Source organism: Clostridium collagenovorans DSM 3089, assembly GCF_900130005.1.
Taxonomy (GTDB): Bacteria; Bacillota; Clostridia; order Clostridiales; family Clostridiaceae; genus Clostridium_D; species Clostridium_D collagenovorans.
The window spans coordinates 573,582-599,571 of the sequence record NZ_FQXP01000003.1; the positions used below are offsets into that span (position 1 = coordinate 573,582).

Consider the following 25,990-nt stretch of genomic DNA (forward strand, 5'->3'; position numbering starts at 1 on the left):
AGAATTTACATTTTAAATTACAATTAACTTTAGGTAATAATAACTAATTATAAATGCTTATCAAACTATACTTCCTATATAAGATTATTTCATAATAAATTGAGTAAATGTAATTTTAAGACTGTCATTATAAATTTATTATGAATAAGATAAATTAAAACTATAGTTAACAAAGGATGATAGAATGATAAATTTAAAATGCAGTACTTTAAAAAAAGGAAAAAAGATAAGATGTTACGTGTTAGTTATATTATCTGTATTAATTCCAATATTAATAGCTAGTTATTTGTTTGTAAATATTATATATATAAAAAACAATGAAACAATGTATAATACAATTTATAATATAGGAAAAAAGCAAAGTATAATAATTGAGGATTCTATAAATGGCATAATTTCTGATTTAACTCTTATATCTCAAGATTATGATCCTAATGGAGAAGAATGTTCAAAGCTAAGATTTAATATAGAAGCTTTAAATGAGAAAAAGGGAGGTTTATATAATAATATAATAATTTTAGATAATAATTTAAATTTACTATATGGTTTTAATTATAATAGAGATGACTATAGTAATAATATTTATTTTAAAGGAGCTTTGGCAGGAAAGGTAGGAGTTTCTGAAATGAATTTTAATAATAGAAGTGGAAGCTTTCAAGTAGCTGTTCCAATATTTGAGACACCTAATTCTTCTAAAGTTATAGGAGTAATAAGTACAAAAATTAAAACTAATTATTTAAGCACATTATTGTCCTATTATAGTGTTTTAGAAGACGGATATGAATGCTATATATTAGATAAAAATGGAGTTTTTATAACAGAATCTATTTATAAACCTGATGCCGTAGGAAAAGAAAGAGTAGATTTAAATAAATTGAAGTTAAATATAGATTATGATCATATGAATATATATAAAAATCATATGGGCAAAAATGTATTTGGAGTTTACTTTAAACTTCCCTATAATGACTGGACATTGATACTAGAAAAAACCTCTGATTTTAATGAAGATATTAAAACTAAAATTAATAATTTGACTAAAATTTTAAGTGTCGTAGAGATAATAGTTATATTTTTTAGTCAAAAGTTCTTTCCAGCCATTTTAAAAGTTAAGGATGAAGTGGAAGAAATTTTGGAGGATAAGGATGACAAAATAAGTGAAAATAATAAAGATAAGAAACAATAAATTTTCAAACTCTATAGTAATAAAATATAAATGTATAACAAATATAATCTAGGACATAATACTATATTGATTAATTAAATTTGGAGGAAAAAAGTATGAAAGCACATGTAGACAAAGAAACTTGTATAGGATGTACTTTATGCACAAGTGTATGTCCAGAAATTTTTAAGATGGATGATGATGGGAAATCCATAGCATATGGTAAAGTTACGGATTCAAATAAAAGCGAAGCTAAGGATGCAGAGGCTCAATGCCCAGTATCTGCTATTAGTGTAGAAGAATAAAATTAATACCTATCTAAGTAACGTGTATTATATTTACTTAGATAGGTATTTTTATTTGCTTTCTTTTACAATTGTAGATTCAACTGTAGATTCACCATGTTTTGATTTCAACTTTATTCTTAATTCTTTATAAATCATAAAACCTATAAAAACAATTGCTGAATATCCAGCTAAAGGATATAAAATATTTACCAATTTATTAAATGGAAGTATACCACCAAATAACATACCAACAATAGTTAGCACTACTGAAATGTTATTAAATTGCTTAGTCTTATCCACAGCAAACTTTCTAACTGTCATTACAAGTAAAGAAGATACAGCAGAGTATATTGCCACTATAATTAGTATTGAAAATATAGTTCCAAATATAGGAGATATATTGGATGCTATAGCTAATGTAGGTACTTCTTTTCCTATAATTGAGCTACAGTTAACAAGCTCTGCTATTACTAGCATAACAATTGCGCCTGTAAAAGTAACAATTCCAACAATTCCTATAGTTTTTGCTTCTTTTACATTCTTTGCAGAGGCACCACAATTAACTAAAAATGGTACGCTCATCATAAGACAAAGAAAAGCATATAGGGCTCCAGACCACGCCCAATTTGAGGAAACAGCTTTAACACCAGAAGCATGTAAGGCCATTTCTCCTTGAGATAGAAGCCCAGGTTGTTTTAAAAGAGGTATAATTGCTGCAATCCCTAAAATTGTAACAAGTATAATTTTAATAGGACCTAAAACTCCAATAATCTTAACGAGTTTTTCCATACCTAATATTGCAGTTCCAAGTGCAAGTATAGCAATGAAACCCGTACCTACATAGGTTGGAATACCAAAGTATTGGTTAATCGTTGCACCACCACCGGCAAGCATAACTACAAAAATACAATAATTTAATATAACACTGTACCAAATATATATATCACCTACTGTTTTGCCACAGTAGTAATTAAAAACATAATATGGATTTTCAAATTTTTCTTTTTGACCTACTTTACATAAAGTTAAGGTCGCAGTGCACATTATAAATAAAAAAATTAAAGTTGCTATAATTCCCTTTGTTCCACTTGTTGTGAAAAATTGAAAAACTTCTTGACCTGTTGCGAATCCAGATCCAATTAAATATGCGCATATTGCCCCTGAAAACATTAAAACACTTTTTAAATTTATAGTGTCCTTCTCCATTTATACCACCATTCCTTATTTTGGTCGTTCCCCTTATTTTTAGTAGCTTTAATTATTAAGTTAATTTTCATTTTCATTCTAATATAAAATTATTAGACTTAACTCCCCCCATTTATTAGTACTCTTTTAAAAGAATAATGCTTAAAAATAGATGTATTATTTTAAGAAATATTAAGGTAATACCTGATTAACATTACTAATAATACCACTGGAGTTTATAAAATACAATTAGGGTCTAAACATTTAACATAATCTTAACCATCCTTATTTTGTAAAATAAAATTATTACATTTGAACAAATTATAATAATAATTTATATATGAAAAATATATAATTATTGATAATAAATATTGAATATTTGATAATTATTCTATAGGGACTATATACTTTAGTGAAAAATAATGTATAATAATATTGAATTAAGAATTTATTGAATAATTAAAAACTTAATTTAAAATAATATGTTTGTTACGTTAATTATTTAAAATAATAATTAAATTCTTTCGATTGGGGGAGTATTAATGAATATTAAAGAAAGAGTTCAAGCTCTTAGAAATGGCATGAAGAATAAAGGAATTTCTGCCTACATAATTCCAAGTGCAGATGCTCATCAAAGTGAGTATGTTGCAGGTTATTGGAAATGTAGAATGTGGATATCAGGATTTACTGGTTCAGCTGGCACAGTGGTAGTTACTGAAGAAAAAGCTGGTTTATGGACAGATGGAAGATATTTCATTCAAGCTGAAAAGCAATTAGAAGGTTCAGGTATAGAATTATTTAAAATGGGTCAACCAGGAGTTCCAACTATTAATGAATGGTTAAAAAAAGAATTAAAAGATGGTGAAGTAGTTGGTTTTGATGGAAGAGTTTATTCTGTAGATGGAGCTAGAGCTATAGAAAATTCTTTATCATCAAAGAATATAAAATTAGAAACTAAATTTGATTTAATAAATGATATTTGGACTGATAGACCAGGTACACCTACAGATCCAATATTTGTTCTTGATGTAAAATATGCAGGAAAATCAAGAGTTGAAAAAATAGAATTAGTAAGAGATGAAATGAAATCAAAAGGTGCAAATCATCACTTATTAACATCTTTAGATGACATTGCATGGTTATTAAATGTAAGAGGTAATGATGTTACTAGCACACCAGTTGTTATATCTTATGTTGTAGTATCAATGGATAAAACTTATTTCTTTGTTGATGAAAATAAGGTTTCAGCTGAAATAAGAGCAGAACTTCAAAAAGATGGCGTTGAAGTTAAAGCATATGAGGATATATATGAATTCTTAGGAAAATTAGCTAAGGGTGATAAGATATTATATGATGCTAATAAGACAAATGTAGGCTTAATTAATAGCTTAGATTCATCAGTAGGAACTGTTGAAGGTAACAATGTAACAACTATATTAAAAGCTGTTAAGAATGATGTTGAAATTGCTAACTTAAGAAACTGTCAAATTAAAGATGGTGTAGCAATGGTTAATTTCTTACATTGGTTAGATACTCATGTAGGAGAAGAAGAAATAACTGAAATTACAGCTGACGATAAATTAAGAGAATTTAGAGAGGCTCAAGCAGATTTTATATATCCAAGTTTCGGAAGTATAGCTGCATATAAGGAGCATGCTGCAATGATGCACTATTCAGCTACTCCAGAAGTTGCATATAAACTTGAAAAAGAAGGCTTGTTCTTATTAGATTCAGGCGGACAGTACTTAGATGGTACTACTGATATAACTAGAACTATGGTTTTAGGTCCAATTTCTGAAGAAATGAAAAGAGACTTTACTTTAGTTGCTAGAGCTCATATTGGTTTAGCTATGGGTAAATTCCTTTACGGAACAACAGGTACAGGAGTTGACATATTAGCTAGAAAGCCACTTTGGGAACAAGGTTTAGATTATAAATGTGGAACAGGTCATGGAGTAGGCTTCTTATTAGGAGTTCATGAAGGGCCACAAAGAATAAGTCAGGCTTTAAATGAATTTAAATTAGAAAATGGAATGGTTACAACTAATGAGCCAGGTATATATAAAGAGGGTAGACATGGAATAAGACTTGAAAACACTCTTTTAACAACTGACTACATGGAAACAGAATGTGGTAAGTTTATGCAATTTGAAACAATTTCTTACTGTCCAATTGACTTAGAAGGTATAGAGCCATCTATGTTAACTGAAGAGGAAAGAGCTTGGTTAAACAACTATCATGAAGATGTTTACAACAAGTTATCTCCATTCTTAAGTGAAGAAGTTAAAACTTGGTTAAAAGCTGAGACAAGAGCTATATAGTAACCACATAAAAGGGGACTGTTGCAATTAAGAATAAATAATATATCATATTGTATTTGTGAGAAATTTATAAGTACAATATAGGTTATATAATTTATTATTGCAGCAGTCCTTTATTTTAGTTTTTATAATAGCTTATCTTTGTGCTCTTATATTAATATAGTTCAATAACTATTATTTATTATAAAAAGCATTACTTCTAAATTTTAAAGGTATATTTTTAATTAATAAGGCTTCTATCAGCTGAATCATTTAAAATTTCATTATAATATTGAAGCTTAAAGGTTATTTTTTCCTTTAAATCATCTAATATAGGTATGCGAAGATTTGAAACATAGCTATCATCTAATAACAAAGTTAAAGCTTCCTCTAAGTTATTTACAGCATATATGCTAAATTTACCTTCCTCCACTGCTTGAAGTATTTTATCATTTAAGATTAAATTATCTACATTAGACTTTGGAATTACAACTCCTTGTTTTCCAGTAAGACCTAAGAGGTTACATATATCGAAATATCCTTCTATTTTGTCATTAACGCCACCTATAGGTTGAATTTCACCCTTTTGATTAATTGAACCAGTTATAGCAAACCCTTGATTAATAGGAATATTACTCAAGCTAGAAATTAAGCATATAAGCTCAGCACAAGAAGCACTATCTCCATCTATATGAGAGTAAAGTTGCTCAAAGGCTAATGAAGCATTAAAAGAAAGTGGTTGAGTTTGTCCTAACCAACTTCCAAGGTAGGAGCTTAAAATAAATACTCCTTTACTATGAATACTTCCACTTAAATTACTTTCTCTTTCTATATTCATAACTCCATTTTTACCTACATAGGTATTGGCTGTTATTCTATGCTGCTTTCCTATTACACAGTCGCCAAAGTCAGAAACGGAAAGTCCGTTGATTTCTCCGACTTTAAAACCCTCTATATTAGCTATATATTGTTTAGAACTATACATTTCAAGCACTTTTTTCTTGTATAATGAGTGCATATCACTGATTTCATTAAGAGCCATTAGAATATGCTCTTTACCTATAATTTCAGAACTGGAGTTTTGTGCAAAGTTATTTCCTAAATCTATTAAATCTAGAAGATGGCTAACAGATGCTGAAATATACTTTTTATTTTCAGCTAACCTAGAACCGTATTTTAAAAGTTCTATTATTGCATCCCTATTTAAATCTAGAAAGTTATTTTTTTTAATATAATTCGATAAATATCCTATTATTTCAGAGTTGGTTTCTAAATTATTAGGAACTTCGGAGTCGAATTCAGCTTTTATTTTAAATAACTTCATAAAATCTGAGTCATAATCTAAAAGTAAATTATAGAACATATCACTTCCTATAATAATTACCTTTAGCTTTAAGGGGATAGATTCAGGATTAAGTGAAATTAGTGGTAAAAAATCAAAGTTATTTTTTGAACTCTCTAAGGATATAGATTCAGACTTTAGACATCTTTTTAGTGCTTGCCAAGCCCCAGGTGAATTTAAAATTTGCTCAGCTTCTAAAATTAAATATCCTCCATTAGCCTTATGAATACTACCTGGCTTTATAAGTGAAAAATCCGTAATTAAATGAGTACCTGTATTTTCATATTCTATTCTACCTAATAAATTATATATATCCGGTGCATCTTCAAAGACTACTGGTGCCCCGTTACTAACTTTATTAGTTGATATTACACTTACTTCATACCTTTTTAAAAAGTTCTTTTCAAGTTTTTCAGCTAATTCTAAACTATCTTCTAAAAATAGGTCAATATTTTTAGTTAAATCCTTTTTAAGCATTTCTAGATAACTCAGTACTTCCTTGTCTTCTTCATATTTTAATAATAATATATTTAAGGATTTCTCTATTATCTTTTCTGTTATTAGACTATCTAGTTTATTTAACTCTTCTTCAATATTTTTTTCAATTACTCTAGTATCCTTAAGTACATCTAAAGAAATTAGTCTTAATTCACTTAAACCATCATTAATTATTTTTTTTTCAGATTTAGATAGTTTGTTATAATATTCAGCTGTCATTTCTTCTCCGTTTAATAATGGGGTAAAGACAAAAGCCTCATTTTCGGATTCGTGTATTGAAAAGTTCATTTTGTCGGCAGCTACGTAAAGTTTATCTGTACTTTCTATTAACAGTTCCTCATATTTTTTTAGTAGTTTATTCTTTTCTACTTCATAGCTGTCAGCGGAAAAATAGATTGGAACATTTTTTATTAAGGATTTAACTAATTTACTCATATCTCTCTTGAAGCTATGAGCTTTCCCAGTTGGTAAGCACAGCGCTATAGGATTAGTTTCATCTTCAAAGTTATAAACATAACACCAATCTAAAGGAGCTTCTTGAGTTTTGGCAAAGTCTTTTATTTTATTTATTATATAGCTGGTTTTACCAGTACCACTTTCACCAGAAATAAAAATATTATATTCTTTTTTATTTAATTTTAATCCTAAGTCTATTGAATTTTGAGCTGTTTTTTGGTTTATGATACGTGTGTAAGCTGTTATATCTTTAGTAGTTTCAAATGATGGAATATTGCTAGTATCAATTGTTAAATTTTTTAAGGGTAACTTTTTAATATTAATCAAGTTAGACCTCCTATTATCAATTATTGAAAATAACATCACATAAATATACTATGAAAGTTAATTGTAAAGTGATAAAGGAATATTTATTTCAAAGATTGTAAATATAAAAAATATGAATTTATTTTTATAATTTAATATATTAAAAACAATTAGAAAATATACAATGTTAATATTAAATTATAAAGTAGAAGATAAAGAGTTTATACTTATTCCATGTAATAAAATATATCTATTAGAATAGAAGAAAATATGAAGATGTATGTTTAATATTGTAAAGATATATACTAAACTAACATAAAGGGGATTAAATTTAAATTAATTGTAACTCTAGAAAGTAATTAATTTGTAGTATAATATACATAATAAGATAGGTTAGGTGATAATTATGTGCAAAATATTAATAGTTGAAGATGAAAGTAGTATAAGAAGTTTTTTAAAAGTAAGTTTAAAAAGTAATAAATTTGACGTAATAGAGGCAGAGGATGGTCTTAAGGGCTTAGAACTTGCAAGAATTGAAAAACCTCAGATTGCAGTTTTAGATGTAATGATGCCTAATATGGATGGGTTTCAGTTATGTAAAAAACTAAGAGAAGAGTTTCCGGATATAGGAATAATAATGCTTACAGCAAGAGGACAAGATATAGATAAAATTTCTGGATTAGAATCTGGGGCAGATGATTATGTGGTGAAACCTTTTAATCCAGCTGAATTGATTTTAAGAGTTAAAGCTATATTAAGGAGAATGGAAAGTAATGCTAAAGAAGTTGATGCTAATATAATAGAAAGCTATCCATTTAAAATAGATAATTACTCACAAAAGGCTTATAAGAATGATGAGATATTAGATCTTACACCAAAAGAATATTTATTAATAAAACTTTTAATGGAGAACCCAGGAAAAGCTTTTAGTAGAGAGGAGCTTTTAAACTTAGTATGGGGATGGAACTTTTTTGGTGAATCTAAGATAGTTGATGTAAATATTAGAAGACTCAGAACAAAAATTGAAGAAACAGCCTCAAGACCTGAATTTATAGAGACAGTTTGGGGCACAGGATATAGATGGAATGAAAGAGAAGTGTAGTGTTGGTGAATAAAATATGAAAAGCATAAAAAAGCGACTTTTTAAAAATTTTCTATTTATAATAATATCAACGGTGTTGATTTTAGAAGTTATTTTAATAACCTTTGTAAGATCCTATTATTGTAGTAATATGGAGGAGTTCTTAAAAGGACAAATAAAAACTTCAGCGGATTTTTATAACAAGTATTTTTCAAATTCATCCTTAGAGGAGAATGTACTTAATAATGTGGATGCATTTTGGAAACAAAGCAAAACACAAGTTCAGATTATAGATTTAGATGGAAAAGTAATTATGGACTCTATAGGATATATACATACAACACCTTTGAATAGTCCAGATTATATGAAAGCTAAAAAGGGCGATTTTGGAAGTTGGACTGGAAAAGTTACCTATGATAACAAATCGGTTATGGCTGTTTCATATCCATTAAAAAGTAATGATGAGATTGTTGGAGTCATAAGGTTTATTAGCTCTCTTAATAAAGTTAATAAGCAGTTGTTATTGGTTTTTATTAGTTTTTCTTTAGTGGGATTAGTAGTTAGTTGTATTTCTGTTATAGTTAGCTTGTTTTTATCAAGAAGTATAATATCCCCTATAGAAGAGTTAACTAATGATGCAGAAAAGATAGCTAAAGGTGATTTTAATATTAAAAGTCGTAAGTATTCTGAAGATGAGATAGGAGAATTGGCAGAGACTTTTAATTATATGTGCGAAGAAATTCTTAATAGAGATAGATTGAAAAATGATTTTATATCTTCGGTTTCTCATGAGTTACGAACACCTTTAACTGCTATTAAGGGATGGGCAAATATTTTAAACACAACTGAGGGGATAGATAAAGAAACAACAAAAGAGGGCTTAGGTGTAATAGAAAAGGAAAGTGATAGACTTACCTATATGGTTGAGGAACTTTTAGATTTTTCTAAGTTTGTATCTGGAAGAATAACATTGAGAATCGAAAGTCTTTCTTTAGAGGAATTTGCTTATTATATTGATAGCTTTATGAGTCCACGTGCTATAAGAGATAAAATTAACTTTAAGGTTAATTGTGAAAAGGATTTACCTTTGATCAATGTGGATAAAGATAGAATGAAACAAGTAGTTATGAATTTATTAGATAATGCTTTTAAATTTACAGAAAAAAATGGAGAAGTACAATTAAATATCTTTATGCAAAATAAGGAAATAGTACTTTCTGTTAAGGATACAGGTATGGGGATATCAAAAGAAGAGATTCCTAGAGTTAAGGAGAAATTTTACAAAGGAAAAAGCAGTAAATCACAAAATGGTATAGGATTGTCAATATGTGATGAAATTATTAAGTTACATGGTGGTACCTTAGAAATAGAAAGTGTTTTAAATGAAGGAACCACAATATATGTTCGTTTGCCAGTAATGAAAAGTAGTTATAAAAATAAAGAATTAGGAGAGTAGTTATGAAAAAAAGATTTTTTTTACTTATAAGTTTAATTATATTTACTTCATTACTACTACAAGGTTGTTTAGGTAATTATAATGAAATAGATGGAGATGGTAAAGGAAAAACATCTATTTTATCTACGGAAAGTGTAGTGTCACCTGAAAATAAAATACTTCCAATACAAGGAACGTGGGAATTTAAGGATTACTTAACTCTTACAGAGCCAACTGTTTCTAGTAATACAAAGGGTGAAAGTGTATATGATGTAATTGGGAAAAAAGCTGTTTTTTCAAAGGAATACGTATATATAGATAAAGAAGTATGTAATTCTCCTCAGTATAAGATTAAAAGTGTGGATACTAATAAGTATTTATACTACAACATGAAAAAGACAAAACAAGAGGTGAATATAACTTCCCAATATGTAGATGTAATATCTATTTCTTCTAAAGAAAACTATTTTTACGATGTCATAAGAGTAGATGATACAAATATTTTAATTAAAGTAAATGGTACCTTGTATTATTTACAAAAAATTTCTGATGAATTTGAAGAATACAGCTATGGAAGTCTTGAAGATACGAAAAGAAACTCTATAAGTTCAAATCCTATATATCTTACATCGGGAGTTATACTTGGATTTAAATTTAAAGAGGATAACTCTTCAAGAGAGGGATACTCCTATGGAAGTATGTGGCTTCCCTTTTTCAATGGGGAATTCCAGCAAGGAATTTTAATTCCCAAGCTAATAGTACCACGAATGTATGGATTTCAGGTTATTGATTTTGTAGACAATGTAAATGATAATGAACCCAATCAACATCTATATGTAAAAAATATGGATGGAATTAATTACGGTAATTATGCAAATTTAAAAGAGGAAGATTACAGTAAATATATTGGGAAAGAAGATGAAGTTACGGAAATAAACTTTATTGGAAATGATTATATAGCCTTACAAAATGTTGATAGAACTACCAATGAAATAATTAATTATGAGGTTAAAAGTTTAGATGATTTAAGTATGCCAATAGATATAGCTAATATCTTTGGAGTCAAAGGAAAAAGTCAATTTGCTGCTATGGCAAAGGATGAAGTCATGAGGAGTAAAAATAATATAGAAGGATTATTTTTTGATCCTAATAATTATACAATGAAAAGAAGCAATGGACATTGGCAACTTGAAGGTAGAGTTGATATTATGAATGCTGAGGAAGGGATGAGTTCTCAAGTTTTCAATTTGAATTTAGATCCAGAGGATACATTAGTTAATTATGATGAACTTTATATTCCCTGGAGTAAAATTAAAGATACTGTACCTAATGCTGTTGATGCATTTATTACTCCAAGTAAGAATGTTGCGCTTATTTTAACTAAGGATAGTATACAGGTTCATAAAATAAATAATAGAATTTTAAATAGCGAAGAAGTAGATATTATCGAAACACCATCAAGTATTATAAAAATACCAGAAGGTACTTCAGTTATAATGGCAGAATGGGCACAAGGAGAAGAGTATGTGAAAAGATGGCATAGCGTTTTGGAGCAATTTAAGAAGCGAGAAATACTACCAGAAAACAAATAAAATTTAATTAATAATGAAGAGAGTATTATTTTCACAAAATTAAATTCATATAGGAATTTGTTAAAAAGCTAACATAAATAAAACTGAGTAAAAGTCAAAAAATAAAAAAGATTGGTGGAGAAACCAATCTTTTTTAATAAACTTTAATTTAATTCAAAATAAAGCTTATATGCACCTATATTATTTCACTAAAATAATAATAAGGGAAAAATATAGCACATAATAAATAATGTGTGGTGACTATATTATAACAAATAAAAATGATTTTTACAATGATTTATAAGGAATAAGTGATAATAATTAATCTAAAATATGGTTAATTAATCTAGATTACTGAAAGGTTACAAAAGTATTTTAAAATATTTAATGAAAAAATATATTGACTTAATATCTGTCATATAGTAATATGTATACAAATAAATATTGAAGTTACCTTTAAATTAGATACGAGAGATCTAAAAGGGAGATGGTAATAAGATGATTTTAAGTAGCATCTTATTAAATGTGAAATTTAAAATCTATATAGTATAAAATCTATAGGTTTTAACTATCATGATTAGACTAGAAATTTAAGTCTTCCTTTTTAGAAAGGAAGACTTTTTTATTTATAAAATCACCTTTAAATATAGTACAGAGAGACTAATAAGGAGGAATTCATTATGCTAAAAGGTAGACACTTAATTGACCCAATGGATTTTACAACAGAGGAATTAAATGAGATTTTGGAATGTGCAGAGGATATAATCGATGATCCTAAGTCTTATTCAGAGGTTTGCAAAGGAAAAATACTAGCAACTTTATTTTATGAGCCAAGTACAAGAACAAGACTTAGTTTTGAAGCAGCTATGTTAAGACTAGGGGGAACAGTTCTAGGATTTTCAGAAGCTAAATCTAGTTCAGCTGCAAAAGGAGAAAGTGTAGCAGATACAATTAGAACAGTTGAATGCTACGCAGATATTGCAGCTATGAGACATCCAAAAGAAGGAGCACCTAAGGTAGCATCAATGTACTCAACAATGCCTGTAATTAATGCAGGAGATGGTGGACATCAACATCCAACTCAAACATTAACAGACTTATTAACAATAAGTAAATTGAAAGGAAAACTTTCAGGATTAACAATAGGAGTATGTGGAGACTTAAAATTCGGTAGAACAGTACATTCTTTAATAAAAGCAATGTCAAGATATGAAGGCAATAAATTTGTATTAATATCACCTAATGAGTTAAAAGTTCCAGAATATATAAAGGAAGAAATTTTAAAGAAAAATAACATTGAATTTAAAGAAGTTGAAAGATTAGAAGATGTTATAGGAGAATTAGACATTCTTTATATGACTAGAGTACAAAGAGAAAGATTTTTCAATGAAGATGACTATATAAGATTAAAAGATAGCTATATATTAGATGCTAAGAAAATGGAAGATGCTAAAGCGGATGCTATAGTATTACATCCATTACCAAGAGTAAATGAGATATCTACGGAGATTGATAATGATCCAAGAGCAGCTTACTTCAGACAAGCGAAATTTGGAATGTTTGTTAGAATGGCTCTTATGGTTAAACTTTTGGGGGTGGAAAAATAATGATGGAAATAAAAAGCATAAAAAAAGGTATAGTTATAGACCACATAAAAGCAGGTTTAGGTATAAAAATATTTAATTATTTAGGACTTGATAAAGCTAAGTATTCAGTAGCACTAATTATGAATGCTTGCAGTGATAAAAACGAAAGAAAAGATATTATTAAAATTGAGAATGAAATAGATCTAGATTTTACAGTTTTAGGATTTATTGACCCAAGTATTACTATAAACATAATTGAGGATGAAAAGGTTAAAGAAAAGATTTCTTTAAACTTACCTAAAAAAATAGAAAATGTTATACATTGTAATAATCCTAGATGCATTACATCTATAGAACAGGAAATAGTTCATAGATTTTACTTAGTGGATGGAGATAGCAGTACTTATAGATGTGAGTATTGTGACGAATCTTACAAACCTACAGTGTAGTTTGAAAATCGACCATCAGTTTATACTGGTGGTCGTGTTATAGAATAGGATAGGTATGAATACGAGGTGGAATTTATGGAACTTTTAATAAAACAAGTTAGAATAGTTGACTCATCTCAAGATTTCTTTGGTGATGTTTACATTAAGGATGGAATAATAGAAGAATTAGGGCAAAACCTAACTAAGGACTGTGAAATATTAAATGGAAAGAGTAAAGTTCTAATGCCTTCATTTATAGATTTACATTGTCATTTCAGAGAGCCAGGATTTACTCATAAAGAAGATTTAGAAACAGGTAGTAAGGCAGCAGTTAAGGGTGGTTATACAGTAGTTAACCTTATGGGAAACACTAAGCCAGTTGCTAGCAATATGGACGTTATAAATTACGTGAATAATAAAGCTAAGGCAATAGGATTAATAGAAGTTAATCAAGTAGCAACTATTACAGATGGATTAAAGGGTGACAATATAGAACATTTAAAAAATATAGATTCTTCGGTTAAATTTATATCTGATGATGGTCTTGGGGTAAATAATAGCAGAGTAATGATGGAAGCTATGTTTTATGCTAAAAAACAAAACTTAACTGTTATGTCTCATGCGGAATCAAAGGAATTTTCTAATGTAGATATGAGACTTGCTGAGAATATGATGACTTGGAGAGATGTTCATTTATGTGAATATACAGGATGCTCTCTACATATGGCACATGTAAGTACTAAAGAAGCAATGCAGTACATAATCGAGGGCAAGAAGAAGGGGTTAAAATTAACCTGTGAAGTAATGCCACATCACTTAGCTTTAACTGAAGAGGAATCTCAATATAGAGTTAATCCTCCTATAAGAAAACGAGATGATGTAGAGTTTTTAATTAAAGCTATACAAGATGGATACGTTGATGCAATTGCAACAGATCATGCACCTCACACAGAAGAGGATAAAAAGAATGGGGCACCAGGTATATCAGGAATAGAGACAAGCTTTTCTGTAAGTTATACAAAGTTAGTTAAAGATGGACACATAAGTCTTAATAAACTTTCACAACTTATGTCAGAAAAACCAGCGAAAATTATGGGTTTAAATAAGGGACAATTAAAAATCGGGTATTATGCGGATATGGTTTTAGTTGATTTAGAGAAAGAATTTATTGTAGATAGTAGTAAATTTGAATCCAAGGGTAAGAATACACCTTTTCAAGGTAAATTAGTATTTGGGGAAATACTAAGAACCTTTAAAGAAGGAAAGGAAGTTTATTGTAAATAATATAGGCACAATTTATTTGCAATTATTAATTAGAAAGTAATAAGAATGTAGTAAGAAAGTAAATTTGGAGGTATAGCATAATGATAATTGATAAGCTTTACAGCACTATTGAGGCAAAAGGACATGTATGTTTAGGATTGGATACGGATATAACTTATATACCAAAGTGGTTTTTAGAAAAATATCCAGAAATAGATGAAGCTTTATTCCAATTCAACAAGGCTATTATAGATGAAACCTTAGATGCGGTTGCTTGTTATAAGGTTCAAATAGCATATTACGAAGCTTATGGATTAAAAGGATTAAATGCTTACCATAAAACTTTAAGATATATTAAAGAAGTAGGAGCCTTATCAATAGCGGATATTAAAAGGGGTGACATTTCTAAAACAGCAGAAATGTATGCAAAGGGTCATTTTGAAGGGGACTTTGAATGTGATTTTGTAACTTTAAATCCTTATATGGGCTTAGATAGTATAGAACCATACTTAGATTATGTTAAAAATAAAGAAAAGGGAATGTTTGTATTAGTTAGAACTTCAAATCCAGGAGCACAGGATCTTGAATATGTAGAGTTAAAAGATGATAGAAGAGTATATGATTTAATTGGAGAAAAAATTCAAAATCTTGGATTAAACTACATGGGAGAGTGTGGTTATAGCTCAATTGGAGGAGTTGTAGGGTGCACTAATGTTAATGAAGGTGCTCTTATGAGAGAAGAGTTAAATAAAATGTTCTTCTTAATTCCTGGATATGGTGCTCAAGGAGGAGCAGCCAAGGATGTAGCTGTTTATCTTAAAAACGGAAATGGAGGAGTTGTAAACTCTTCAAGAGGTATTTTGCTTGCATATAAGAAAGTTGAAGGTGGAGAATTAAACTTTGCTAAATATGCTAGAGAAGCAGCTATTATTATGAGGGATGACATATTAAAGGCAATAGAAAAGTAAAATTGCATTATGTGATTTCAAACAGCTATACAATGGGGTATAGCTGTTTAATTAAGAAAACCTTGAGGAGGAATTAAGCTATGATTTGTTCAGTAGAAAGAGTTATAGAAAATATAGAAGTTAGTGAATCCATATATAAACTTTCTATAGAGGGAGAGTTTGAGGGTAAACCGGGACAGTTTTATATGTTAAAGTTACTAAGTGGAGAGACATTACTACCGAGACCTATAAGTATTCACGATAATGATAAGGAGAAAATAACTTTCTTATATCATGTGGCAGGAAAAGGCACAAAGGAAATTAGTAAGTTGAAGCTTGGAGATGAGATTCAAGTAATGGGTCCTCTTGGTAATGGATTTAACCTTAAAGATATAAAAGGACGAGTGGCGCTAATAGCTGGAGGAATAGGAATTGCTCCTATGCAATACTTAGCTAAAGAAATTAAGGATTCACAAATAGATTTTTATGCTGGATTTAGAGATGTTCCATATTCTTTAGATGAGATTGAAAAGCATTGTAATGCTTTATATATTGCAACAGAAAGTGGAAATGTAGGATATAAGGGATATGTTATAGATATTTTAGAACCAGAAAAATATGATGTTGTGGTTTGTTGTGGACCTAAGATCATGATGGATAAGGTTGTGGAAATGTGTAGAGAGAAAAATACTAAATTATATGTTTCTATGGAAAATAGAATGGCTTGTGGAATAGGTGCATGTCTTGGTTGTACCTGTAAAACAGTTGATGGAAATAAAACAACTTGTAAGACAGGGCCAGTATTTTTAGGTGAGGAGTTGGTATTATAATGATGAAGGTTAATATTTGTGGAGTAGAATTAAAAAATCCAGTAATAACAGCTTCAGGAACTTTTGGTTTTGGAGAAGAGTACTCTCAACTTTTTGATGTATCTAAATTAGGTGGAATAAGCACTAAAGGTCTTACTATAAATAAAAAAGAAGGTAATGATGGAATTAGAGTTTATGAAACTAAAGGTGGTATGTTAAATAGTGTAGGTCTTCAAAATCCTGGAGTGGATAACTTCATTGAATCTTATTTGCCTAAAATGAGAAAAATGGATACCGCAATTATAGCTAATCTTGGTGGAGCCACTTTAGAAGATTATTTAAGAGGTATAGAGAAGTTAAATAATACAGATGTTGACATAATAGAATTAAATATATCTTGTCCTAATGTAAAATGTGGTGGAATGGCTTTTGGAATCAAATCAGATGTAGCTCATAGCATAGTATCTGAGGTGAAAAGCATATGTAAAAAGCCCCTTATGGTGAAATTATCTCCTAATGCAGAGGATATAGTAGATATGGCAGTTAGTTGTGTGGATGCAGGAGCGGATTCTATATCTTTAGTTAATACATTTAAGGGAATGGCTGTAGATATAAGATCAAGAAAGCCTGTATTTAATAATGTATCTGCAGGATATTCAGGACCAGCTATTAAGCCTATAGCTTTAAGAATGGTGTATGAAGTTTGTAAGAATGTTAATGTACCAGTTGTAGGAATGGGTGGTATTACAACTTGGGAAGATACTATAGAGTTCATTATGGCAGGTTCTACTGCTATACAAGTTGGAACGGCAAATTTCATTAAACCTGATATATCACTTGATATAATAAATGGAATTGAAAGGTTTATGATAAAAGAAGGAATAAAGGATTTAAGTGAAATAAGAGGAATTCTATAATTAATAAGATTAAGCAATAAGGTTTTCATGTTTTAGATAAAGGTTTATGAAACATAAATATATAAGTAAATAGTGACTTAGAACTGTTCAAGATAGAATTATTAATCTGAATGTAAGTGTTGATATAAAAAAATAAGAAGCTATAATAAATACTTTATTATAGCTTCTTATTTTTTTATCTTTATTTTTATAAAATACCTGTTTCTTTACGAATTAAATCTTGTAATTCAAAACAACGATTTTTATCCATAGGTTTTATATTCGATAATCTATAAGGAATACCTAAACTTTCATATTTGTGAGCACCTATATTGTGATAAGGAAGTAATTCTATTTTATCTACATTAGGTATTTCTTTTTTAATTATTTTAGCTAATTTAAGTATGTGTTCTTCAGAGTCGGTGATTCCAGGAACTACTACATGTCTTACCCATACTCTTGAGTTTGATCTTCTAAGGGCATCTAAAAATAAATTTATACCCTTCGTATCCTTACCGGTTAATTCTTTGTAGCTTTTACTATCTTCTTGCTTTATATCTAATAAAACAAGGTCTGTATACTTTAATATCTCATCATAATTACCTTCTCCATAGCCAGCAGTATCTATTGTCGTATGTATTCCAGCTTCTTTACAAAGCTTTAAGCATTCTAATAGAAATTCTGGTTGTATAAGAGGATCTCCACCAGAGAATGTAACGCCGCCACCTGATTTGTCAAAATAAGATTTAAAACGTTTAATTTTATTTACAACTTCTTCCGGGGTAACTTCTTTACCACCACATGTACTCCAAGTATCAGGGTTATGGCAATAAGAACATCTTAAATGACAACCTTGTATAAAAACAATACTTCTTATACCTGGTCCATCAACTAATCCCATACTTTCAATTGAATGTATTCTACCTTTAGTCACTAATATCACTCCATATCAAGTACAAGTATAATAGCTTATAATGCACTGTGCACCATAAGCTATTAATACCTATATCTTAGTCTTAATTAAATCAATAACTTGAATTACATACTTTCATGGAAAGTTCTGCTTAAGACTTCAAGTTGTTGTTCTCTAGTTAATCTATTAAAGTTAACAGCGTAACCAGAAATTCTTATAGTTAAAGTAGGATATTTTTCTGGATTTTCCATAGCATCTAATAAAGTTTCTCTATTAAATACATTTACATTAAGATGGAATGCACTTTGAGCAAAATAACCATCTAATATAGAAACTAAGTTGTTAATTCTAGTTTCTTCATCCTTACCTAAAGCATCAGGAACGATGGAGAATGTATTTGATACACCGTCTTGACAGTAGTTTCTGTAAGGTATTTTAGCAACTGAGTTTAGAGAAGCTAAAGCACCATTTTCATCTCTACCATGCATTGGGTTAGCTCCTGGAGAAAGCGGCTCACCAACTTTTCTTCCATCAGGAGTAGAACCAGTTTTCTTACCATATACAACGTTAGATGTAATAGTTAAAGCTGATAAAGTATGCTCAGCATCTCTGTAAGTTGGGTATTTCTTAAGCTCATCAGAGAATTGTTTTACTATTTCAACTGCTATATCATCAACTCTGTCATCGTCGTTTCCGTATTTAGGGAACTCACCCTCTATTTTAAAGTCTACTGTTATACCATCTTCATTTCTTACAGGCATAACCTTTGCAAATTTAATAGCACTTAATGAGTCAGCAACAACTGATAAACCAGCTATTCCAAAGGCCATAAATCTCTTTATGTTTGTATCATGTAAAGACATTTGACCAGCTTCATAAGCATATTTGTCATGCATGTAATGGATAGTATTCATAGTATCTACATATAATTCTGCAATATACTCTAATACTTTATTATAGTTTTCTTTAACTTTATTATAATCTAAAACTTCATCTTTAATTGGAGCGATTCCAGGAACGACTTCAATTAAATTACCTTTCTTATCTTTTTTCTTCTCGTCAACTCCGCCGTTAATAGCATATAACAATGCTTTAGCAAGGTTAGCTCTTGCACCAAAGAATTGCATTCTCTTACCAATTTCCATAGCAGATACACAACAAGCGATTCCATAATCGTCCCCATATATAGGTCTCATTATATCGTCGTTCTCATATTGGATAGAGTCAGTTAAAATAGACATTTTAGCACAGTACTTTTTGAAGTTTTCAGGTAACTTTTCAGACCATAAAACTGTCATGTTTGGTTCTGGTGCTGGGTTTAAGTTAGTTAAAGTGTGTAAGAATCTGAAAGAAGTCTTAGTAACTAATGATTTACCGTTAGTTCCAACACCACCTATAGATTCAGTTACCCAAGTTGGATCTCCAGCAAACAATTCATTGTAGTCAGGAGTTCTTAGGTGTCTTGATAATCTTAACTTAATTACAAATTGATCTATAATTTCTTGAGCTTCAGCCTCAGTAATTACACCAGCTTTTAAATCTCTTTCAATGTAACAGTCAATGAATGTAGTAGTTCTACCAAGTGACATTGCTGCTCCGTTATTTTCCTTTATAGCTGCTAAATATCCAAAGTATAAGAATTGAACTGCTTCTTGAGCATTTTTAGCAGGCATAGAAATATCGAAACCATAAGAAGCTGCCATATTTTTGATTTGTTGCATAGCTCTTATTTGTTCGCTTACTTCTTCTTTTAATCTAATAGTTTCCTCTAAAGAACTTGTTTTTATATGTTTTAAATCATTTTTCTTTTCTTTTATTAAGAAATCCATTCCGTATAAAGCTATTCTTCTGTAGTCGCCTATTATTCTTCCTCTACCATAAGCATCTGGAAGACCAGTTAATAAACCAACTGTTCTAGCTTTTCTTGTAGCATCACTATAAGCATCAAAAACACCTTGGTTGTGCGTTTTTCTATATTTATTAAAATATTTAGTAATATCTTCATTTAATTTAAAGCCATAAGCTTCTAAAGATTGTTCGACCATTCTGAAACCACCAAATGGATTAACAATTCTTTTTAATGGAGCATCAGTTTGTAAACCCACAATAGTTTCATTTTCTTTATCAATATATCCAGGAGCGAAGTTATCTATACCAGAAACTTCGTTAACTTCTACATCTATGATTCCTTTTTTTATTTCCTCAATAATTAATTCATGCGCCTTTTCCCAAACCATAGTAGTTTTAGCAGTTTTACCAACTAAGAAACTATCATCACCTTCATATGAAGAATAGTTTTTTTGAATAAAGTCTCTTACGTCGATATGGTTTTGCCAATATTCGCCTTTGAATCCTTCCCATTGTTTAAACATGTAAATCATCCTCCTAAATTTATAGAGATACTAAAAAATTAAATCGAAACCACAATTTAACTAAGTTAGTAAGACTACTTAAATCTTTAATTAAATGTATTGAAAGTTTATATAAATGTAAAATGAAATATTAGGTCAATATTTCTTACAAACAGATTATACACCATTATGGTATGTTTGTTAATATGTTTTTGATTAAAAAAAAAGTGAGTCGAAACAAATGAAATATATAACTATAAAAAAATCATTTTTCTGAAAAATGAAAAGAAAAAATCCTTTCTGTGAAATTTAATAACTCATTTAAAACTGTAGAATTAAGAAACTTTTTGTAGGAATTAATGGTCCATTTTGGAAAAGGTTAAGAATAACTTATAATGAATTTGTTCAAAAAAAGTGAAAAAATTTTTTTCTTAGGGAGGTAAATTAACATATTTTTAAAAGAATTTATAAATTTGATAAATATGAATGAATAAGTTTTTAAAGGAAAACAAAAAATAACTACTAAAAAAAATAATATGATATATAATAGTAATGAATTGTTATAAACATCGTATAATATTATGTAATATTTATATCTATAATATTATAATTTTTAAGTAGTAAAATTGTTAATAGAAGAACATAGGAGGCCTAATATGGGTAAACCAAGTATATTTAGCAAAAACTATAACAAACAAGTTAAAAGACGTAGAAAAGTAAGATTTGTTTCTATAGGGGTTATCGCTGTGTGTATAGGAACTGGGGCTTTATACTTATCTGATAATATGTTTATATTTGAAGTTGCGAAGGAAAAGGTAATAAGTGTTTTAAAGCTAAATAAAGATAGCAACAAGGAAATTGATGATATAGAAGCTCAAGAAGAAGTACAAAAGGTAGATAATACCGAGGAAGAAACTTTGGCAAAAGAGGAAAAACCAGAATCAAAGGTTCAAAGGAGTCAGGGGGTTGATTTAGGAAGTAATATTACAGCTAATATTATTTTATCTGATGAGAGTTCAAAAACAACCATAATTGATGTTGAGAAAAATCCTAATCTTGAATTTAATATCTCAGATAAGAAGGATGCAGTTGTGATTTTAAATAAAGAAACACAAGATATGTTTCTTTGGACTTTAGATGGTAAACTTGAGGATATAACTAAAAAAGAGTTTATTGATACTGAAAATAATAAATATCCAAAGGCTAAGCAATTAAGTTTAAATCCTAATTTAGTTTGGGCTGCTAAACCAACATTTATAAGTGAAAATAAGATTTTATACTTAAGTAAATTACCATGGTTTGATGCTAATCATAAGTTGTTTGTTTGGACTTATGATATAAGCAAAAAAACTCATGCTTTAGCATTAGATAAGAGGCTTCAAGGGGATAACATAAAGGTTATAGAAAGTAATGGGGAAAAGGTTAAATTAGAGATAGATGGGCAAGCAATTTCTATTACCTTAGATGGTAGAGTAATACCTTAATAAATAAATTATGTAAAAAATAATATTTTTATATATGAAAACCCTGAATTATATGATACAATTTTACTGAATAATTTATAAAAAACAGTAGTGCAGTTATTTTACGTAATAGATACACTAAATATTTGTTTATACCAAAAGATAAATTGTATATTATTGTATATATAAAACCATTATGGTATAATGGGCTAGTTAAAATATGCATTTACTTTTAATTAGGAGGACTGGACAATGAACGTTAAAGTTGAAAAAAAAGAAAATAATATGATAAAGTTAGAAGTAACAGTACCAGCTGAACAGTTTACTGAAGCTATAAAAAAGGCTTATTCTAAAGAGGCTAAGAAATTTAATATACCTGGATTTAGAAAAGGAAAAGCACCTATGCATTTAATAGAAAAAATGTATGGAGAAGGGGTATTCTTTGAAGATGCTATAAATATTTGTTGTGATGCAACATATCCACAAGCTATTAAAGAAAATGATATCAAAGTAATTGATTACCCACAAATAGATATTGTTGAAATTGGAAAAGGAAAAGACTTAGTTTACACAGCTGAAGTTGCTGTTGAACCAGAAGTTGAGTTAGGTGAGTACAAAGGTGTAGAAGTAACTAAACCTGTATACACTGTAACAGATGAAGAAGTTGAAGAAAGAGTTAAAGCTGTTGTAGCTAACAATGCTAAAGTTGAAGAAAAAACTGAAGGCACTGTAGAAAATGGTGATATAGCAGTTATAGATTTTAAAGGATATGTAGATGAGGTAGCTTTCGAAGGTGGCGAAGCAACTAATTTTGATTTAGAAATTGGTTCAGGATCATTCATAGATACTTTTGAAGAGCAATTAGTTGGTGCAAAAGTTGGAGAAGAAAGAGAAGTTAATGTAGTATTCCCAGCAGAGTATGGAAGAGAAGAATTAAATGGTAAAAAGGCCAAGTTTGATGTTAAAATCAATGCTATAAAAGTTAAAGAAATGCCAGAAGTAAACGATGAGTTTGTTAAAACAGTTTCAGAATTTGAAACAGTAGCAGATTACAAAAACAACATTAAAGCTGAGTTAGAAGAAACTAACACTAAAAAAGCAGAAAGAGAATTAGAAGAAGCTGTAATCGATAAGACTTGTGAAAATGCTAAGGTTGAAATACCAGAAGTAATGATTACAAGAGAAACAGATTCAATGATCAAAGATTTAGAAATGAAATTAAAGTATCAAGGATTAGACCTAGATACATACTATAAATATACAAACAATACTGAAGAAAAAGTAAGAGAGTACATGAAAGAAACTGCTTCTAAGAGAGTATTAACTGATTTAGTTTTAAATAAAATAGCTACAGTTGAGAACATAGAAGTTTCTTCAGAAGAAGTTTTAGAAAAAGCTAAAGAATATGCTAAGCAATATGGTGGAGAAGATTTAGAAAAAACAGCTCAAGCTCTTGTTCAAATGCAAGGCGCTATGATTTCTGCAGATTTAAGAATTCAAAAAGTTGTTAACTTCTTAGTTGAAAATAGCAAAGTTTTAGCATAATATGTGATATATAAATTGCCAGAGTTACTCTGGCAATTTTTCAAATTATAAATTTTAAGTTAATATGTATATAATTTCATGAATATGTTCATAAATTTAAATACATGTTGATTATAAAAGGAGGTAGTGTTATGAGTTTAGTACCTATGGTCATTGAACAAACAGGTAGAGGGGAAAGATCTTATGACATATATTCTAGATTATTAAAGGATAGAATTATATTCTTAGGAGAACAAGTTACAGATGTAAGTGCAAATCTTATTGTGGCACAATTATTATTTTTAGAAGCAGAGGATCCAGATAAAGACATTTATTTATATATAAATAGTCCTGGAGGATCAATAACAGCTGGTATGGCTATTTATGATACTATGCAATATATCAAGCCTGATGTAAGCACAATCTGTATAGGAATGGCTGCATCTATGGGATCATTTTTATTAACAGCAGGAGCTAAGGGTAAGAGATTTGCTTTACCAAATAGTGAAATAATGATACATCAACCACTTGGAGGATTCCAAGGGCAAGCAACGGATATAGATATTCATGCTAAAAGAATTCTTAAAATTAAAGATGAGTTAAATCAGATTTTAAGTGAGAGAACAGGCCAAACTTTAGAAAAAATAAAAAATGATGTAGAAAGAGACTATTTCATGAGTGCCAAAGAAGCACAAGAGTATGGATTAATTGATGAAGTAATCACTAAAAAGAAGTAATCTTTAGCGAGGTATAATATGTCTAAATACGATGACAAGAAACAATTAAAATGTTCTTTCTGTGGAAAGAGCCAAGAGCAGGTAAAAAGACTTATTGCAGGTCCAGGAGTTTATATCTGTGATGAGTGTATAGAACTTTGCTCTGAGATAATTACGGATGAATTTGAAGAAGCTTCAGAAATGACTTTTGATTCATTACCAAAGCCATCAGAAATAAAAATGTATTTAGACCAATATGTAGTTGGTCAAGATGAGGCTAAAAAGTCATTAGCTGTAGCTGTATACAATCATTACAAAAGAATAAACTCAAAAGTTAAAGTTGATGATATAGAACTTCAAAAAAGTAATATATTATTACTTGGACCAACTGGTTCAGGTAAAACATTATTAGCTCAAACTTTAGCAAAACTACTAAATGTACCTTTTGCAATTGCTGATGCTACAACTTTAACAGAAGCAGGATATGTAGGTGAAGATGTAGAAAATATCTTATTAAAACTTATACAAAATGCTGATTATGATGTAGAAAGAGCTGAAAAAGGTATAATTTATATTGATGAAATTGATAAAATATCAAGAAAATCTGAAAACCCATCAATTACTAGGGATGTATCTGGAGAAGGAGTACAACAAGCGCTTCTTAAAATTCTTGAAGGGACTGTGGCTTCAGTGCCTCCACAAGGCGGAAGAAAACATCCTCATCAAGAGTTCATTCAATTAAATACTGCTAATATATTATTTATTTGTGGTGGAGCCTTCGATGGTATTGATAAGATAATTGAAAAAAGAACAAGACTTAGTTCTATGGGATTTGGAGCAGAAGTTCAATCAAAAACTAAGAAAGATATAGGGGAAACACTAAAGGGAATAATGCCTGGTGATTTATTGAAATTTGGATTAATTCCAGAATTTGTTGGTAGATTACCTATGGTTGTTACATTAGAGTCTTTAGATGAAGAAGCTTTAATTAGCATATTAACTGAACCTAAGAATTCTTTAGTTAAGCAATATAAAAAGCTTTTTGAAATGGATAATGTAGAATTAGAATTTTCAGAAGGAGCTCTTAAATCAATAGCTAAAGAAGCTATAAAGAGAAATACTGGTGCTAGAGGATTAAGAGCAATCATAGAGGATTCTATGAAAGAAATCATGTTTGAAGTTCCTTCAAGTAGTGATTCTATAGAAAAAGTAATAGTTAATGAAGATATAATTAAAACTAAAAAGCCAGAGTTGATTTTGACTAATGGAGATAAGGTATTTGAATTACCAGAAGAAACTAAAAAGTTAGATGACTCTGAAAGTGCTTAAACATAAAGCCATCGATTAAAAATCGATGGCTTTATCTTTTTTCATTTCACGTTGAAAAGTATTGAGTTTATAGGTATAATATATTGAGTTAAGCTTTTTAATTATTTAACTATATAAATTGAAATAAGAAATATATTTT

20 protein-coding genes are annotated in these 25,990 nt (G+C 29.2%); 16 read left to right on the forward strand and 4 right to left on the reverse strand.

Annotation, left to right across the window (positions count from 1 at the left end; translation table 11 throughout):
- The first annotated feature begins 184 nt into the window (after positions 1 to 184).
- Both BUA48_RS02740 and BUA48_RS02745 read left to right on the forward strand, forming a co-directional pair.
- Complete coding sequence (locus tag BUA48_RS02740) at positions 185 to 1,186, forward strand: cache domain-containing protein (RefSeq protein ID WP_072829824.1); 1,002 nt, start codon at positions 185 to 187, stop codon at positions 1,184 to 1,186.
- A 95-nt stretch (positions 1,187 to 1,281) separates the two neighbouring features.
- Positions 1,282 to 1,470, forward strand: coding sequence for a ferredoxin (locus BUA48_RS02745; RefSeq protein WP_072829826.1), 189 nt, complete (start codon positions 1,282 to 1,284; stop codon positions 1,468 to 1,470).
- 51 nt (positions 1,471 to 1,521) lie between these two features.
- Here the strand turns inward: BUA48_RS02745 and BUA48_RS02750 are convergent, their stop codons facing one another.
- A complete protein-coding gene (locus BUA48_RS02750; RefSeq protein ID WP_072829828.1) occupies positions 1,522 to 2,658 on the reverse strand; it encodes a YkvI family membrane protein in 1,137 nt (378 codons plus the stop codon).
- A 521-nt stretch (positions 2,659 to 3,179) separates the two neighbouring features.
- Between BUA48_RS02750 and BUA48_RS02755 the strand changes: the two genes are divergently transcribed.
- Complete coding sequence (locus tag BUA48_RS02755; RefSeq protein WP_072829830.1) at positions 3,180 to 4,958, forward strand: aminopeptidase P family protein; 1,779 nt, start codon at positions 3,180 to 3,182, stop codon at positions 4,956 to 4,958.
- Between the two features lie 220 nt (positions 4,959 to 5,178).
- Here BUA48_RS02755 and BUA48_RS02760 read toward each other — a convergent pair whose 3' ends face one another.
- Entirely contained in the window at positions 5,179 to 7,560 is a 2,382-nt protein-coding gene (locus BUA48_RS02760) for an ATP-binding protein (RefSeq protein ID WP_178138935.1), read from the reverse strand.
- 385 nt (positions 7,561 to 7,945) lie between these two features.
- Between BUA48_RS02760 and BUA48_RS02765 the strand changes: the two genes are divergently transcribed.
- From BUA48_RS02765 to BUA48_RS02805, 9 genes are all read left to right on the forward strand, one after another.
- Positions 7,946 to 8,641 (forward strand): response regulator transcription factor, encoded by a 696-nt coding sequence (locus BUA48_RS02765; RefSeq protein WP_072829833.1) that lies wholly within the window; start codon positions 7,946 to 7,948, stop codon positions 8,639 to 8,641.
- Between the two features lie 16 nt (positions 8,642 to 8,657).
- Positions 8,658 to 10,076, forward strand: coding sequence for a sensor histidine kinase (locus BUA48_RS02770; protein ID WP_072829835.1), 1,419 nt, complete (start codon positions 8,658 to 8,660; stop codon positions 10,074 to 10,076).
- A gap of 2 nt (positions 10,077 to 10,078) precedes the next feature.
- Complete coding sequence (locus BUA48_RS02775; RefSeq protein WP_072829836.1) at positions 10,079 to 11,647, forward strand: hypothetical protein; 1,569 nt, start codon at positions 10,079 to 10,081, stop codon at positions 11,645 to 11,647.
- 659 nt (positions 11,648 to 12,306) lie between these two features.
- On the forward strand, positions 12,307 to 13,233 hold the full coding sequence (pyrB, locus tag BUA48_RS02780; protein WP_072829838.1) for an aspartate carbamoyltransferase: 927 nt from the start codon (positions 12,307 to 12,309) through the stop codon (positions 13,231 to 13,233).
- On the forward strand, positions 13,233 to 13,661 hold the full coding sequence (locus BUA48_RS02785) for an aspartate carbamoyltransferase regulatory subunit (RefSeq protein WP_072829840.1): 429 nt from the start codon (positions 13,233 to 13,235) through the stop codon (positions 13,659 to 13,661). The genes pyrB and BUA48_RS02785 overlap by 1 nt, the downstream gene beginning before the upstream one ends.
- Positions 13,662 to 13,736: 75 nt before the next feature.
- Entirely contained in the window at positions 13,737 to 14,924 is a 1,188-nt protein-coding gene (locus tag BUA48_RS02790; protein WP_072829842.1) for a dihydroorotase, read from the forward strand.
- A gap of 80 nt (positions 14,925 to 15,004) precedes the next feature.
- A complete protein-coding gene (gene pyrF / locus BUA48_RS02795) occupies positions 15,005 to 15,871 on the forward strand; it encodes an orotidine-5'-phosphate decarboxylase (protein WP_072829844.1) in 867 nt (288 codons plus the stop codon).
- A gap of 80 nt (positions 15,872 to 15,951) precedes the next feature.
- The gene (locus BUA48_RS02800) at positions 15,952 to 16,680 is read left to right on the forward strand and encodes a dihydroorotate dehydrogenase electron transfer subunit (protein ID WP_072829846.1); all 729 of its coding nucleotides are present in this window, start codon (positions 15,952 to 15,954) and stop codon (positions 16,678 to 16,680) included.
- Positions 16,680 to 17,576: a dihydroorotate dehydrogenase gene (locus tag BUA48_RS02805; protein ID WP_072829848.1), complete on the forward strand. Its 897-nt coding sequence runs from the start codon at positions 16,680 to 16,682 to the stop codon at positions 17,574 to 17,576. The genes BUA48_RS02800 and BUA48_RS02805 overlap by 1 nt, the downstream gene beginning before the upstream one ends.
- A 187-nt stretch (positions 17,577 to 17,763) precedes the next feature.
- Here the strand turns inward: BUA48_RS02805 and pflA are convergent, their stop codons facing one another.
- Both pflA and pflB read right to left on the reverse strand, forming a co-directional pair.
- Positions 17,764 to 18,489 carry a pyruvate formate-lyase-activating protein gene (gene pflA, locus BUA48_RS02810; RefSeq protein ID WP_072829850.1) on the reverse strand — a complete coding sequence of 242 codons (726 nt, stop codon included), beginning with the start codon at positions 18,487 to 18,489 and terminating at the stop codon, positions 17,764 to 17,766.
- Positions 18,490 to 18,593: 104 nt separating this feature from the next.
- On the reverse strand, positions 18,594 to 20,840 hold the full coding sequence (gene pflB / locus BUA48_RS02815; protein ID WP_072829852.1) for a formate C-acetyltransferase: 2,247 nt from the start codon (positions 20,838 to 20,840) through the stop codon (positions 18,594 to 18,596).
- A gap of 635 nt (positions 20,841 to 21,475) precedes the next feature.
- Here pflB and BUA48_RS02820 point away from each other — a divergent pair.
- The 4 genes from BUA48_RS02820 to clpX all read left to right on the forward strand — a co-directional run bounded on the left by BUA48_RS02820 (position 21,476) and on the right by clpX (position 25,851).
- Positions 21,476 to 22,303, forward strand: a complete 828-nt coding sequence (locus tag BUA48_RS02820) for a hypothetical protein (protein ID WP_072829854.1) — start codon at positions 21,476 to 21,478, stop codon at positions 22,301 to 22,303.
- A gap of 231 nt (positions 22,304 to 22,534) precedes the next feature.
- On the forward strand, positions 22,535 to 23,827 hold the full coding sequence (gene tig, locus BUA48_RS02825) for a trigger factor (protein ID WP_072829856.1): 1,293 nt from the start codon (positions 22,535 to 22,537) through the stop codon (positions 23,825 to 23,827).
- 131 nt (positions 23,828 to 23,958) lie between these two features.
- On the forward strand, positions 23,959 to 24,543 hold the full coding sequence (clpP, locus tag BUA48_RS02830) for an ATP-dependent Clp endopeptidase proteolytic subunit ClpP (RefSeq protein WP_072829858.1): 585 nt from the start codon (positions 23,959 to 23,961) through the stop codon (positions 24,541 to 24,543).
- Positions 24,544 to 24,561: 18 nt separating this feature from the next.
- Positions 24,562 to 25,851 (forward strand): ATP-dependent Clp protease ATP-binding subunit ClpX, encoded by a 1,290-nt coding sequence (gene clpX, locus BUA48_RS02835; RefSeq protein ID WP_072829860.1) that lies wholly within the window; start codon positions 24,562 to 24,564, stop codon positions 25,849 to 25,851.
- The last annotated feature ends 139 nt before the right edge of the window (positions 25,852 to 25,990 follow it).

Coding starts and splice junctions, on each gene's coding strand:
- clpP (WP_072829858.1), top strand. CDS start 23,959: ATGAGTTTAGTACCTATGGTCATTGAACAAACAGGTAGAGGGGAAAGA.
- BUA48_RS02790 (WP_072829842.1), top strand. CDS start 13,737: ATGGAACTTTTAATAAAACAAGTTAGAATAGTTGACTCATCTCAAGAT.
- BUA48_RS02805 (WP_072829848.1), top strand. CDS start 16,680: ATGATGAAGGTTAATATTTGTGGAGTAGAATTAAAAAATCCAGTAATA.
- BUA48_RS02770 (WP_072829835.1), top strand. CDS start 8,658: ATGAAAAGCATAAAAAAGCGACTTTTTAAAAATTTTCTATTTATAATA.
- BUA48_RS02785 (WP_072829840.1), top strand. CDS start 13,233: ATGATGGAAATAAAAAGCATAAAAAAAGGTATAGTTATAGACCACATA.
- BUA48_RS02755 (WP_072829830.1), top strand. CDS start 3,180: ATGAATATTAAAGAAAGAGTTCAAGCTCTTAGAAATGGCATGAAGAAT.
- BUA48_RS02775 (WP_072829836.1), top strand. CDS start 10,079: ATGAAAAAAAGATTTTTTTTACTTATAAGTTTAATTATATTTACTTCA.
- clpX (WP_072829860.1), top strand. CDS start 24,562: ATGTCTAAATACGATGACAAGAAACAATTAAAATGTTCTTTCTGTGGA.
- BUA48_RS02740 (WP_072829824.1), top strand. CDS start 185: ATGATAAATTTAAAATGCAGTACTTTAAAAAAAGGAAAAAAGATAAGA.
- BUA48_RS02800 (WP_072829846.1), top strand. CDS start 15,952: ATGATTTGTTCAGTAGAAAGAGTTATAGAAAATATAGAAGTTAGTGAA.
- BUA48_RS02750 (WP_072829828.1), bottom strand. CDS start 2,658: ATGGAGAAGGACACTATAAATTTAAAAAGTGTTTTAATGTTTTCAGGG.
- BUA48_RS02745 (WP_072829826.1), top strand. CDS start 1,282: ATGAAAGCACATGTAGACAAAGAAACTTGTATAGGATGTACTTTATGC.
- pflB (WP_072829852.1), bottom strand. CDS start 20,840: ATGTTTAAACAATGGGAAGGATTCAAAGGCGAATATTGGCAAAACCAT.
- BUA48_RS02820 (WP_072829854.1), top strand. CDS start 21,476: ATGGGTAAACCAAGTATATTTAGCAAAAACTATAACAAACAAGTTAAA.
- tig (WP_072829856.1), top strand. CDS start 22,535: ATGAACGTTAAAGTTGAAAAAAAAGAAAATAATATGATAAAGTTAGAA.
- pyrF (WP_072829844.1), top strand. CDS start 15,005: ATGATAATTGATAAGCTTTACAGCACTATTGAGGCAAAAGGACATGTA.
- pyrB (WP_072829838.1), top strand. CDS start 12,307: ATGCTAAAAGGTAGACACTTAATTGACCCAATGGATTTTACAACAGAG.
- BUA48_RS02765 (WP_072829833.1), top strand. CDS start 7,946: ATGTGCAAAATATTAATAGTTGAAGATGAAAGTAGTATAAGAAGTTTT.